Annotated in this window: 10 protein-coding genes; 7 read left to right on the forward strand and 3 right to left on the reverse strand. The window is 58.0% G+C overall.

The features are described 5' to 3' along the window. Window positions 1-5 precede the first annotated feature (5 nt). Window positions 6-1,781 (reverse strand): sensor domain-containing diguanylate cyclase, encoded by a 1,776-nt coding sequence (locus tag GOV91_RS10830; protein ID WP_171235510.1) that lies wholly within the window; start codon window positions 1,779-1,781, stop codon window positions 6-8. Between the two features lie 180 nt (window positions 1,782-1,961). Between GOV91_RS10830 and GOV91_RS10835 the strand changes: the two genes are divergently transcribed. Beyond that, window positions 1,962-4,355 carry an ATP-dependent helicase gene (locus GOV91_RS10835; RefSeq protein WP_171235511.1) on the forward strand — a complete coding sequence of 798 codons (2,394 nt, stop codon included), beginning with the start codon at window positions 1,962-1,964 and terminating at the stop codon, window positions 4,353-4,355. A 4-nt stretch (window positions 4,356-4,359) separates the two neighbouring features. On the opposite strand, the gene GOV91_RS10840 is transcribed toward GOV91_RS10835, so the two are convergent. Next, window positions 4,360-4,650: a DUF1330 domain-containing protein gene (locus GOV91_RS10840; protein ID WP_171235512.1), complete on the reverse strand. Its 291-nt coding sequence runs from the start codon at window positions 4,648-4,650 to the stop codon at window positions 4,360-4,362. A gap of 371 nt (window positions 4,651-5,021) precedes the next feature. Beyond that, window positions 5,022-5,246, reverse strand: coding sequence for a DUF1127 domain-containing protein (locus tag GOV91_RS10845; RefSeq protein WP_171175342.1), 225 nt, complete (start codon window positions 5,244-5,246; stop codon window positions 5,022-5,024). A 992-nt stretch (window positions 5,247-6,238) separates the two neighbouring features. On the opposite strand from GOV91_RS10845, the gene mraZ reads away from it, so the two are divergent. Genes mraZ through murF form a run of 6 tightly spaced genes read left to right on the forward strand, consistent with a single transcriptional unit; the run spans window position 6,239 to window position 12,801 of the window. Further along, window positions 6,239-6,742 (forward strand): division/cell wall cluster transcriptional repressor MraZ, encoded by a 504-nt coding sequence (gene mraZ, locus GOV91_RS10850; RefSeq protein ID WP_171235513.1) that lies wholly within the window; start codon window positions 6,239-6,241, stop codon window positions 6,740-6,742. 4 nt (window positions 6,743-6,746) lie between these two features. Next, window positions 6,747-7,739, forward strand: a complete 993-nt coding sequence (gene rsmH, locus GOV91_RS10855) for a 16S rRNA (cytosine(1402)-N(4))-methyltransferase RsmH (protein WP_171235514.1) — start codon at window positions 6,747-6,749, stop codon at window positions 7,737-7,739. Continuing rightward, window positions 7,736-8,104, forward strand: a complete 369-nt coding sequence (locus tag GOV91_RS10860) for a cell division protein FtsL (RefSeq protein ID WP_171235515.1) — start codon at window positions 7,736-7,738, stop codon at window positions 8,102-8,104. The genes rsmH and GOV91_RS10860 overlap by 4 nt, the downstream gene beginning before the upstream one ends. Further along, window positions 8,101-9,888, forward strand: coding sequence for a penicillin-binding protein 2 (locus tag GOV91_RS10865; RefSeq protein ID WP_171175334.1), 1,788 nt, complete (start codon window positions 8,101-8,103; stop codon window positions 9,886-9,888). Before GOV91_RS10860 ends, GOV91_RS10865 begins: the two co-directional genes overlap by 4 nt. Window positions 9,889-9,910: 22 nt before the next feature. Continuing rightward, window positions 9,911-11,410: a UDP-N-acetylmuramoyl-L-alanyl-D-glutamate--2,6-diaminopimelate ligase gene (locus tag GOV91_RS10870; RefSeq protein ID WP_171235516.1), complete on the forward strand. Its 1,500-nt coding sequence runs from the start codon at window positions 9,911-9,913 to the stop codon at window positions 11,408-11,410. After that, entirely contained in the window at window positions 11,407-12,801 is a 1,395-nt protein-coding gene (gene murF / locus GOV91_RS10875; protein WP_171235517.1) for a UDP-N-acetylmuramoyl-tripeptide--D-alanyl-D-alanine ligase, read from the forward strand. The genes GOV91_RS10870 and murF overlap by 4 nt, the downstream gene beginning before the upstream one ends. Window positions 12,802-12,818 lie beyond the last annotated feature (17 nt).

Here is a 12,818-nt window from a genome sequence, read left to right on the forward strand (position 1 = left end):
GGGTATTAGGCCGCGTCCGGGTGGGTCTGCTTGCCTTTGGCGAGGGGTCGCTTGACCTGATTCTGGGTTTCGCTGGCTACCTCAACCTGGTTGCGCCCTTTGTCCTTGGCCGCATAAAGCGCATCGTCGGCCGCGCGCATCAGATTCTGTGGCATGGTTCCGTGCTTCGGGTAATGCGCCACCCCGACCGAGATGGTGATGCGGGGCAAGGCCTTTTCGCCATAGCGGACGGTGACGGCTTCGACTGCCTGTCTCAGGTGCTCTGCGCGGGTTATGGCGTCTTCGGGGGTGTTGTCGGGTAGGATCAACATAAATTCTTCACCGCCGATGCGACAGGCCACCTCGTCGCGGTCGCAGCCCTGTTCCAGCGCGGCCCCAACCGCACGCAAGACCATGTCACCCGCGTCGTGCCCATGCGTGTCGTTGAACTTTTTGAAATGATCCACGTCCACGGCGATCAGACTCAGCGCCGCTCCGGTCTTTTGGCTGCGACTGATCGACTTGCGTAGCGTTTCCGTCAAGTGACGACGATTGAATAGGCCAGTCAGAGGGTCGCGTACCGATTGGTCATGCAATTGATCGCGCATTCTGACGTTGGCAATGGCCATGCTGATCTGCTCGGCGCACAGCTGCGCGAGTTTACGACTTTTGTGAAAACATGCGTCACGCCCGACAAGCGCCCTAAGATGCAGCAGGCCGACGGTTTCGCCATGCGCGAGGATGGGAAAACAGAAATAGGGTCGCCCATCATGCGGTTCGGCGTGTTCACAGACAAAGTCGATCTCGGATGCGCCGAATTCATAGGTGCGTCCCCGCCGCAATCCCCAGCAGCCTTCGGGGTGAATATGCGACTTGTGCGTGCCGCCATTCCAACTGGCGCAACCGTCCAGAACATCGCGAGAGTTGGAATAGACATAAACGCTGCCCTCTGCCTCGGGCAGGATGTGGGTCATGAAGCGTGACACCATATCGAACAGCTCATCCAGCGATCGACTGGATTGCAGCCATTCATTCAACTCACCCAGCAAGCGTACTTCGCGGGCCAAGCGCAGCTGTTCGTCCATCAATTCCCGCTCTTTCACGGCTCGTTTGCGAAGGTCGCGCACTTGACGCAGGTTGGTGCGGTGGACAATCAGGATCACAGTTGTCAGAGCCAGAAGCGCCACTCCGCTGAGGATTGCCAGAGACAAGCGCACCCGCGTGATGAACAGATTCCTTAGGTCCGTGATGTCCGAATAGAATTCGATTGCCCCCAGAAACGTCGCATCTTTGATAATCGGTGTATAGACCTCGGCGACATGGCGGCTGTTCCGCCCCTTATTCCCGCGGCGATCAGGGGCAAAGGAGTCAATTTCCGTGATAGGTTTCTCTTCGTGTTTGTAATAAAGGCCGCCGGCGGCAACGACAGACTTAAAGTAAGGTTTTGTGTTCACCGAGCCAACGTCACTGCTGCGGGTCGACCAAAATACGTTGCCTGATGCATCGAACAGTTTGAACCGGTAGATGTCCGAGGTTTCTGGCAACAGATTCAGAAAATCCTGGTCATGCGGGCTGAGCGAATGATCGCGGAATGTCGCCTCCAGACTGCTTAAATTGCTTTCGACCTGACGGCTCAGCCGCACGGCGCTTTTGCGCAGGTCTGCTTCCAGCATGCGATCCACTACTGGTGCGGGGACCACGTAGATGCCCCAACCAGCTGCGGCCGTCAGAACGACCAGCATGAGGCCCGCACCCACCATTTTCAAACGCGATGAACCTGTCGTCGGATTCGTCTGTTCCATCTTTCCCGCTCCCACAGCAATGGGATCAGCATCCGGCCCTGAGTTTGACAGAGGGTTAACTTTTAAGCGGCGATGTTCGTTTCATTGTTTCGAATTTACGCAAAAAGAAGTATGAAAAGCCTGTGAACAAGCCGTGAACAAACTCTTTCCCTCCGGGCTGATCCAGCGTAGTTTGGATCCATGAGCAGTTTTGAAGAAATGGACGCCTTCGAGGGCGCATCGCTGTCGGCGCGGGCTATGGCCGTGCGCCCTTCGCCCTATCTGGATGAGCTGAACCCAGCGCAACGGGAGGCGGTCGAACATCTGGATGGCCCGGTTCTGATGTTGGCTGGGGCAGGGACGGGCAAAACCAAGGCTCTGACGGCCCGGATCGCGCATCTGCTCAATACGGCGCGGGCCCGTCCGAATGAGATTCTTTCGGTGACATTCACCAACAAAGCCGCGCGCGAGATGAAAGAGCGGGTCGGTCGCCTGCTGGGCCAGCCTGCCGAAGGGATGCCGTGGCTGGGCACGTTCCACTCGATCTGCGTCAAGCTGCTGCGCCGTCACGCGGAATTGGTCGATCTGAAATCGAACTTCACTATTTTGGACAGCGACGACCAGAAACGACTGCTGAAACAGCTTACTCAGGCTGCGAACATCGATGACAAGCGTTGGCCTGCGCGGTTGCTGGCCAGTATTATCGACGATTGGAAAAACCGTGCGCTGACACCGGATAAGGTGCCTTCTGCCGATGCTGGGGCGTACAACAACAAGGGTATTGAGCTTTATGCACAGTACCAGACGCGCCTGCGAGAGTTGAATGCGGTAGATTTCGGTGACCTGCTGCTGCACATGGTCACGATCTTCCAAACCCATCCGGACGTGTTGGAGCAATACCAGCGCTGGTTCCGCTACATTCTGGTGGACGAGTATCAGGACACCAACATTGCTCAATATTTGTGGCTGCGACTGCTGGCCGGAGGGCACAAGAATATCTGTTGTGTGGGGGACGACGATCAATCGATTTACGGCTGGCGCGGGGCTGAAGTGGGCAACATCCTGCGGTTCGAAAAGGATTTCCCGGGCGCTTATGTGGTGCGGCTGGAGCAGAACTACCGCTCGACCCCGCATATTCTAGCAGCCGCATCGAACGTCATTCGGGGCAATGAAAACCGGCTGGGCAAAGAGCTCTGGACCGACGCCGAAGACGGCCACAAGGTCAACTTGATCGGCCATTGGGATGGCGAGGAAGAAGCCCGCTGGATCGGCGAGGAAATCGACGCGATGCAAGGCGGTACGCGCGGTATCCGCCCGGTGACCCTGGATGAAATCGCCATCCTCGTCCGCGCCTCGCACCAGATGCGCGCGTTCGAAGACCGCTTCCTGACCATTGGTCTGCCTTACAAAGTGATCGGCGGCCCGCGATTCTATGAACGGATGGAGATTCGCGATGCCATGGCCTATTTCCGGCTGGTGATCAGCCCCGAAGACGATCTGGCCTTTGAGCGTATAGTGAACACTCCAAAACGCGGCCTTGGCGACAAGGCGCAGCAGACCATTCAGATGACTGCACGTGAAAACGGTGTTTCTCTGGTTGATGGGGCACGGATCGCCGTCGACAATGGGCTGATCAAGGGGAAGGGTGGCAAAGCCCTGCGCGAGTTGATTGATGGGCTGGCGCGGTGGAACGCGATGACGCGCGGCCCGCGGATCGAGGTAGACGACGACTCGGTGATTGATGACGGATCACCCCTGCGGTTCGGTGCGCCCGAGCATACGCATATCGAACTGGCCCAGATCATCCTCGACGAATCCGGCTACACTGCTCATTGGCAGAACGACAAGACCCCTGAAGCGCCGGGGCGTTTGGAAAACCTTAAGGAACTGGTCAACCAACTGGACAATTTCGAAAACCTTCAGGGGTTTTTGGAACACGTCAGCCTTGTCATGGACAACGAACAGGATTCGGATGGGGCCAAGGTGTCGATCATGACTCTACATGCAGCCAAGGGGCTCGAGTTTCCGGTTGTTTTCCTGCCAGGATGGGAGGACGGGTTGTTCCCCTCGCAGCGGTCGATGGACGAATCCGGGCTCAAGGGGCTCGAGGAAGAGCGTCGCCTGGCCTATGTCGGCATCACCCGCGCGGAAGAGGTTTGTACGATTTCCTTTGCCGCCAACCGGCGGGTTTTTGGGCAATGGCAGAACTCCATGCCTTCGCGTTTCATCGACGAATTGCCGGGAGAGCATGTAGAGGTTCTGACTCCTCCCGGCCTCTATGGCGGCGGGCACCAGACAGCGGGAATCGAATCCCGCGCAGCCGAAGCCAATGTCTATAACTCACCGGGCTGGAAACGGATGCAAGCGCGGCAGGGGCAATATGGCACGTCACAACCCCGCGAAAGTCGGAACACGGTGATCGACGCCACCGCTTTGGCCAGCTTCACGCTGGGTGAACGCGTTTTCCACCAGAAGTTCGGCTATGGCGCGGTCATCGGTATCGAGGGCGACAAGGTCGAGGTCGATTTCGATAAGGCGGGCACCAAGAAAGTGGTGTCACGATTCCTGACCAACAAAGATGACGTTCCGTTCTAAGGCATCATAATCCTTCAACAAGAACCAGATTGGTCGATGCCGTGGCCTGTCGGATCGTTGCCAGTGCGATGTAGTCGGGGTCATCTTTCCAGGCTTTCGCTGCGGCAAGGTCCGGAAACTCCATCAGCACAATTCCACCTTCCGGCCAATCGCCTTCGATACGTTCGACCGGTTTGGAAGAAACGGTGAGCAAACGGCCGCCATGGCGATCAAAGATCGGCATGAAGCCCGCCAGATACTCCTGATACCCATCCGGGTCGTGGATGTCGATCTGCGCGATGAAATAGGCGGCCATGGCGTCCTCCGGATCCGAAATCAGAGGGCCATCTTACACCAGTGTCAGAAAAACAAAAAACGGCGGTTCCCAGGGAGGAGGAGGGAACCGCCGTCTTGTCAACATCAGAGCAGGGAGGAGGAGAGCCCTGATGTATACGAACCCGGGTTTGAGCCCGGTATGGGTAAGACGCGGCGACGTCAGGGAGGAGGACGACGTCGCCGCGCGCTTTCAACATCAAGGCAGGGAGGAGGAGAGCCTCGATGTATCACGTTCCGGCATCTTGAGGCCGGTATAGGGTGCGGCAACGTCAGGGAGGAGGAAAGACGTTGCCGCTGATTACAGACCCTAATGGGAGGAGGAAGGGCCTGATCTCGGTATCTCTGGTGCGCTTAACGCGCGGTGTTGTCTTCTGCCGCCTGCATTGCGACCCGGCGGATAATCGAACGGTGCAGGCCCAGGTCGGCCAGTTCGCGGTTCGACAGGCTGGACAGTTCATTCACAGTCTGACGGTACATGCGATAGCGTGCAAAGCGGGTCTTGGCGGTTTCGACCAGTGTGCTCAATCCGAACGCCGGTGCGCTCTTGGGGGCTGTATGTGTGCTTGCGATTGCCATTTTCATCATCCGTCTGTCTTGCGTTACCGATGTCATTCGGCGTTTGCTTGAGCCTGAAGATAGGCAAATGCTGCAATTGCACAATGGGTCACTTCATCAATGCTGCTATGCAGCAAATGCATAGATTGGTTTGGTTTTTCCCGACACAGAGATATACACCTTTAAAATATAGGTTTTACCATGGGGTGCCTTTGAAGGCCTGAAAAAGGCGCTGCTGTGGCCTGCCTTTGAATTGAGCGCATTCGGCGCGAATTTGTGCGACTTATATCGTGGACAGCCAGTGCCTGACGTTTCGGTGGATTCCTGGAATGACATTTAGCGAGGTGGCGACGTCTTGATGATTCCGGGTTTCTGGGGTGGAGCGGGACCCAAGCCCCGCTTCCTTGCTTGTGCTGGGTCAGCTTACGGGAATTTATGGGCGGTTCTGGTTTGAGCCGGGAATCGCGGCCTAAATCTCTGGTTTTTTTGAGTTGCGATTCGATGTGACGTCTGTCCGCAGCGAGCCAAAAAATCCAGCCTAAGCGAAAACTTCAGAAAAAACGGGAAAACGTGGGAAATATTTTCCATCGAGTATTTGTCTATATATAGGCATTCAAGTTTAAAATTTTCTATTTGTAGTGCCTTGGCGGCGAATCTTCCACATTTTGTCATGTCGAATCCGTGTTTCATGCAACACGGTTGGAAAAATTCCTATTGATTTCCATGAATTCCCATGGCATCCCTTGTACATCCGATGAGGACGAGGCAGCAGGGGCACCAAACGACCCCGAACCAAAAATACTAATCAGGTTTCATACAGGCATCTCGCTTTCATCAACCAAGAGATCCGGCGCGCGGGCGAGCAGACATCCCCCCAGGTGGCGCGTGCAGCTGGACATCCCGCAAAGCGGGTCAATGCGGCGGGTTGATCAGTGGCAGCAGATCAACCCGCCGTTTTTCATCGGGGGGAACGTGAATTTTGAGGTGGGGCGCAAGCGAAAGGGACAGTCGTCTTGGCGCGCAGGTTTAGAGGTGAAAGCCACCATAAGGTGGACGCGAAGGGCAGGGTCTCGATCCCGGCCTCGTTTCGTCGTGTGCTTGAAGCGTCCGATCCCAACTGGCAGCCCGGTGACAATCCAGAGCTTGTGATCGTCTATGGCGACCACCGCCGCAAATACCTTGAATGTTATACGATGCAGGCGATTGACGAGGTTGACGCCAAAATCGACGCTCTGCCACGTGGGTCGATGGAGCGTAAGATGCTGCAACGCATGTTCCACGGTCAGTCCTTCCCGACAAACGTGGATGAAACCGGACGTCTGGTCTTGCCTGCCAAGCTGCGCAACAAGATTGACCTTGAGAATGAGGCCTTCTTTATCGCCGCGGGTGACACCTTCCAGATCTGGAAGCCCGAAACCTACGATGTTGAAGAACTGGCCAAGGCTGAAGAGTGGATGGACGATCTGCCCGACGATTTTGACCCGATGGTCTACCTCGATGGCATCGGGGACGCGTGACGGCATGTCCGGCGCTGTCTCCTCCTCCGATAAACCCCATATCCCTGTTCTGCTGCGCCCACTGCTGGCCGCAGTGTCTCCGGTATCGGGTGTTTGGCTGGATGGCACCTTTGGGGCAGGCGGATATACGCGCGGGTTGCTGGATGCAGGGGCAGACAAGGTGATTGGCGTCGACCGTGATCCGCTGGCCTTTGAAATGGCCGCTGATTGGGCAGGAGGGTATGGCGACCGGTTGGTGATGCAGCCGGGTGTATTCTCGCGGATGGACGAATACGCTCAGGATCTGGATGGTGTGGTGCTGGATCTTGGTGTGTCTTCGATGCAGCTGGATCAGGCCGAGCGCGGGTTTTCTTTCATGAAAGACGGCCCCTTGGACATGCGCATGAGTCAGGAAGGCGAAAGCGCCGCCGATCTGGTGAATGAGGCGACCGAGGCACAATTGGCGGATATTCTGTTCCATTTCGGTGAGGAACGCGCGAGCCGCCGGATCGCCAAAGCCATCGTGAAGGCGCGAAGCGAAGAACCAATCACTACGACCCTGCGTCTTGCTGAGATTATTGAATCCTGCCTGCCGCGCGCCAAGCCGGGACAATCGCACCCGGCGACACGCAGCTTTCAAGGGCTGCGGATCGCGGTCAATGCAGAATATGAGGAGCTGTTTCAGGGGTTGATGGCCGCGGAAAGGGCGTTAAAGCCTGGCGGGCAACTGGCCGTTGTGACCTTCCATTCCATCGAGGATCGGATGGTCAAGCGGTTCTTTCAATCCCGCGCGGGTAAGACAGGGCGTGCGAACCGTTACGCGCCTGAAATCGAGCAGGATCAGCCGCAATTCACGCTGAAGACCCGTAAGGCCGTAGGCCCGGATGAGCTGGAATTGCAGGAAAACCCGCGTGCGCGCTCGGCCAAACTGCGCGTGGCAATCCGAACTGAGGCACCGGCAGGGGAAATTGAGGCCCGTGCCATAGGGATGCCGCAACTGGGGGGAAGGGCAAAATGAAGAGTATTTTGTATGTGTTGACCGCTCTGTCCGTTTTTGGATTGGCGCTGTGGGCCTATCAGGAAAACTACCGGACCCAACAGGTGGTGAAGGAAACGCAGAAACTCCAGCGCGAGATTGGCATGGCGCAGGTACGGCTGGCCGTTTTGAACGCGGAATGGGCCTATCTGAACCGCCCTGACCGACTGCGCGAATTGGCAGATTTGAACTTTGAGCGTCTGGGACTGTTGCCGCTGCGGGCGGAGCAGTTTGGGCGTGCCGATCAGATTGCCTATGCCGAAGACCCCGATCTGCCCATCGTTGATCCGATTGAGTTGCAGGTCATCACTGACATTAAGGCGTTGGGCGAGGTGCAGATTCCATGACACGCACGCCTCTGCGCCCCCTGGCCCGAATTCTTGATGCTCGCGCCCGAGGTGAAAATCCAAAGGCGATTGAACGGGAAAACATCCGCAAACGCCACGAGGATATGAAAGACCGCGCCCGCGCCCGCGCCGAAGGGCGCCTGTTGGTGCTGGGCTTCTTCTTCTTCTGCGCTTTCTCGGTTGTTGGTGCCCGCATGGGTATGCTGGCCACGTCCGAGGCGCAGGAGCCAGTAGCAAGTGCGCCGGGTGCGACCATTGCCATGCAGCGCGCCAATATCGTTGACCGCGAAGGGCGCATCCTGGCAACAAATCTGGACACCTATTCGGTATACGCGCAGCCGCCCCTGATGATCGATCCGATCGCCGCCGCAGATCAGTTGGTGGCAATCTTCCCGGATCTGGACAAAGAGCGTCTGGTCAAGGACTTCACCGGCAAGCGCAAGTTCCTTTGGATCAAAAAACGCATCTCACCCGAACAGAAGCAAGCCGTACACGACATCGGCGATCCGGGCATTCTGTTTGGCCCACGCGAAATGCGCCTTTATCCCAACGGCAAGCTTGCCGCGCATATTCTGGGCGGGTCCGGCTTTGGTCGTGAGGGCGTCAGTGCCGCCGAAGTAATTGGTGTTGCAGGTGTCGAGAAACAGTTCGACGACTATCTGCGTGACCCGGCCAACGGCAACAAGCCGCTGCAATTGTCGCTGGACCTGACCATTCAGGCGGCTGTGGAACAGGTGCTCTATGGCGGTATGAAGATCATGAACGCCAAGGGGGCCTCGGCCGTTCTGATGAACGCACACACGGGTGAGGTTGTCTCAGCCGCGTCGCTGCCCTCGTTTGATCCAAATGACCGCCCGCGCCCGCCGACCTCGGGGTTTGATCCATCAGACAGCCCACTGTTCAACCGCTATGTACAAGGTGTCTATGAACTGGGCTCGGTCTTCAAGATTTTCACTGCAGCGCAGGCCGTGCAACTGGGGCTTGTGAATTCCAATACCATCATCGACACGTCGGGCCCTATGAAGATCGGTCGTTTTCCGATCGGAGAGTTCAACGGCAAGAATTACGGCAAGATCAGCGTTGCGGACGTGATCGTACACAGCTCGAACCGGGGTACGGGCCGTTTGGCGTTGCAGATCGGTGCGCAGCGACAGCAGGATTTCCTGAACACGTTGGGCATGTTCGATCCAACACCGTTTGAAATTGTCGAGGCCAAAGGTGGCGTACCGCTCAAGCCCAAGAAATGGGGTGAACTGAGCACTGTAACCATTTCTTACGGTCATGGTCTGTCGACCAGCCCGATGCATCTGGCGGCCGGGTATGCGGCCATTGCCAATGGCGGGCATTATGTCAGCCCGACCATTCTGCGGAAAAACGGCCCGCAATACGGCCCTCGGGTCATGTCGGAGAACACCGCAAGCCAGGCCCAGAAAATGTTGCGTAAAGTGGTGACAGACGGCACCGCCAGCTTTGCTGAGGTCAAAGGCTATGACGTGGCTGGCAAAACCGGCACAGCGGACAAGCCAAAGCCGCGTGGCGGGTATTACGATGACAAGGTCATAGCGACCTTCGCGACGATCTTTCCGGCCTATGATCCGAAATACGTTCTGATCGTCACATTGGACGAACCTTCGATCCTAGCATATGGCGAAAAGCGCCGCACTGCGGGCTGGACCGCCGTGCCTGTTGCCGCCGAACTTATTGGTCGCGTCGCACCCTTGCTGGGCCTGCGTCCTAGGCTTGAGCCTGAGGCGGGCGCTGCTATAACGCTGACCTCAAACTAGGCTGTCCGGCAAGAGGTGGGTCATGGGCACAAGGACAAAGAAACTCAACCAACTGGCCCTGACCGCGCGCGGGGGCGCAAACCCCGACATCACAGGTTTGGCTGTTGACAGCCGTGAAGTGAAAGACGGCTTCCTGTTCGCGGCCCTTCCCGGCACGCGGGTGCATGGAGGGGAGTTCACCCAATACGCCCTTCGAATGGGAGCATCCGCGATCCTGACAGATGCCGAAGGGGCCCAGATCGCCGAAGCCGAGCTTTCTGAATCAGGCGCGGCACTTATTGTGGTCGAAGACCCGCGTCAGGCGCTGGCCGGTGCAGCCGCGTTGTGGTTTGGAGCACAACCGCAGACCATCGTCGCCGTCACCGGCACCAACGGCAAAACATCTGTTGCCACCTTTGTGCGCCAGATCTGGACTGAGCTGGGCCACGCCGCTGTCAACCTCGGTACGATCGGGGTCGAGGGTGCATGGACCGCACCGCTGGCCCACACCACCCCTGAACCAATCACCCTGCATCGCTGTCTGGCAGAGGCAGCTGAAAATAGTGTGACCCATGCCGCGATGGAAGCATCGTCCCACGGCCTGGAGCAACGCCGCCTGGATGGCGTGCACCTGACAGCCGCAGGGTTTTCAAACTTCACTCAGGACCATCTGGACTATCACGAAACCTTCGAGGCGTATTTTGCCGCCAAGGCTGGGCTGTTCGACCGCGTGTTGCCGCAAGACGGTACAGCGGTGATCAATCTGAGTGACCCTAAGGGCGCGCAGGTCCAGCGGATCGCAAAGTCGCGAGGCCAATCGGTGCTGACCGTTGGTCTTGGCGATGCCGATTTATGCCTGATCAATCAGCGGTTTGACGCCACAGGACAGGACCTACGCTTTTCCTGGCAAGGCCGAACTTTCCAGACGCGTCTGAATCTGATCGGCGGGTTTCAGGCTGAAAATATCTTGCTGGCCTGCGGATTGGTCATCGCCGCCGGCGACAGCCCTGAGCGGGTTTTTGAAACTCTGCCGCATCTGACGACCGTACGGGGGCGGATGCAACTGGCAGCTACGCGCGACAACGGTGCAACGGTTTTTGTAGATTACGCGCATACGCCCGATGCTGTGGCCACGGCCCTAAAGGCGCTGCGCCCGCATGTCATGGGGCGTCTGATCGCCATCGTTGGGGCAGGTGGGGATCGTGACGCCACGAAACGCCCTCTGATGGGTAAGGCGGCTGCGAACCATGCTGATGTCGTGTTTGTAACAGATGACAACCCACGCAGCGAAGACCCGGCCACCATCCGTGCAGCCGTCATGGAAGGTGCGCTTGAGGCCACAGGTCAGGCCAGTGTGACCGAGGTCGGCGACCGTGCCGAGGCTATTCTGCGTGGCATCGACGCGCTGCAACCGGGTGATGCGCTGCTGATCGCTGGCAAGGGGCATGAAACCGGGCAAGTCGTGGGGGATCAGGTTCTGCCCTTTGATGACGTTGAACAAGCCAGCATCTCGGTCTCCGCGCTAGATGGGAGGGTTGCATGACACTCTGGACAGCATCCGAGGCAGCTGAAGCGACAGGCGGTCAGGCGATGCGTGATTGGGTTGCAAATGGTGTATCGATCGACACCCGCACCCTGCAGCCAGGCGATCTGTTCGTGGCGCTTAAAGCCGCGCGGGACGGTCATGATTTTGTCGCGCAGGCGTTGGAAAAAGGTGCAGGGGCTGCGCTGGTTTCTCACATTCCCGAAGATGTCCCCGAAGGGGCACCGTTGCTGGTCGTTGACGACGTGCAGGCAGGTCTCGAAGCGTTAGGGCAGGCGGCCCGTGCGCGAACGGATGCGCGCGTAGTGGGCGTGACGGGCAGCGTCGGCAAAACCTCGACAAAGGAAATGCTGGCGACGATCCTCGAAACCCAAGGCAAGACCCATGCCAGCGTGGCCAGTTACAACAACCATTGGGGCGTGCCGCTGACCTTGGCGCGGATGCCACGGGACAAGGAATTCGCCGTCATTGAGATCGGCATGAACCACCCGGGCGAGATTGCCCCTCTGGCCAAACAGGCCCGTCCGCACGTGGCGTTGGTCACGACTGTCGCGGCGGTGCATCTGGAAGCTTTTGCTTCGGTCGCAGGCATCGCCCATGAAAAAGCGGCGATCTTCGAAGGGTTGGAGCCCGGCGGGGCCGCGATTGTCAATGCAGACATCGAGCACGCTGAAATTCTGCGTCAAAGTGCACGGGACTGCGGGGCGGGGATCGTCGATTTTGGCCGCAAGGCTTCGGATTATCGTTTGACCGATGTGCAGCAAGCGTCCAACGCCGTGAACGCTCAGGCCACTGTTGGTGATCAACTCATCCGCTTTGAGATCAACTCTGCCGGCACCCATTTTGCCATGAACGCGCTTGGGGCTCTGGCGGTCTGCGTGGAGCTGGGTGTCGATCTGGATCAGGCGGTCGCGGGACTGCGAGCGTGGTCGCCGGTCAAGGGGCGCGGCGTACGCGAAAACTTGCCGTTGTCTGGTGGTGGCCAAATCGAACTATTGGACGACAGCTACAACGCCAATCCGACCTCGATGGAGGCCGCGCTGGACGTGTTGGCCGCCTCGCAAGGTACCCGCCGCATCGCGTTTTTGGGCGACATGAAGGAACTGGGCTCGCAGGAAGTGGCGATGCACGCCGAAATGGCGAATGTTGCAGCCATGGAGAAAATAAATCAGGTGCATTGCATCGGCCCCTTGATGCAAGCCCTGCACAAGGCGCTACCCGATGACAAGCGCGGGCTCTGGTTCGAAACCAGTGCTGAGATGGCCGAACACTTGCCCTCATTGATCTGCGATGGCGACACGGTGTTGGCAAAGGGCTCTCTCAGCATGGCGCTGGCTACGATTGTTGACGGTCTGCGCAAAATGGGGCAAGGGAGCGCGCTTGATGGGTGATCGCGCCCAGACGTCGC

This window comes from Ruegeria sp. HKCCA6837 (assembly GCF_013034475.1).
Lineage (GTDB): Bacteria > Pseudomonadota > Alphaproteobacteria > Rhodobacterales > Rhodobacteraceae > Ruegeria.

Excerpts from the sequence above, each read along its gene's own strand:
- GOV91_RS10835 (WP_171235511.1), top strand. The coding sequence starts at position 1,962 with ATGAGCAGTTTTGAAGAAATGGACGCCTTCGAGGGCGCATCGCTGTCG.
- GOV91_RS10865 (WP_171175334.1), top strand. The coding sequence starts at position 8,101 with ATGACACGCACGCCTCTGCGCCCCCTGGCCCGAATTCTTGATGCTCGC.
- rsmH (WP_171235514.1), top strand. The coding sequence starts at position 6,747 with ATGTCCGGCGCTGTCTCCTCCTCCGATAAACCCCATATCCCTGTTCTG.
- GOV91_RS10840 (WP_171235512.1), bottom strand. The coding sequence starts at position 4,650 with ATGGCCGCCTATTTCATCGCGCAGATCGACATCCACGACCCGGATGGG.
- GOV91_RS10860 (WP_171235515.1), top strand. The coding sequence starts at position 7,736 with ATGAAGAGTATTTTGTATGTGTTGACCGCTCTGTCCGTTTTTGGATTG.
- GOV91_RS10870 (WP_171235516.1), top strand. The coding sequence starts at position 9,911 with ATGGGCACAAGGACAAAGAAACTCAACCAACTGGCCCTGACCGCGCGC.
- GOV91_RS10845 (WP_171175342.1), bottom strand. The coding sequence starts at position 5,246 with ATGGCAATCGCAAGCACACATACAGCCCCCAAGAGCGCACCGGCGTTC.
- murF (WP_171235517.1), top strand. The coding sequence starts at position 11,407 with ATGACACTCTGGACAGCATCCGAGGCAGCTGAAGCGACAGGCGGTCAG.
- GOV91_RS10830 (WP_171235510.1), bottom strand. The coding sequence starts at position 1,781 with ATGGAACAGACGAATCCGACGACAGGTTCATCGCGTTTGAAAATGGTG.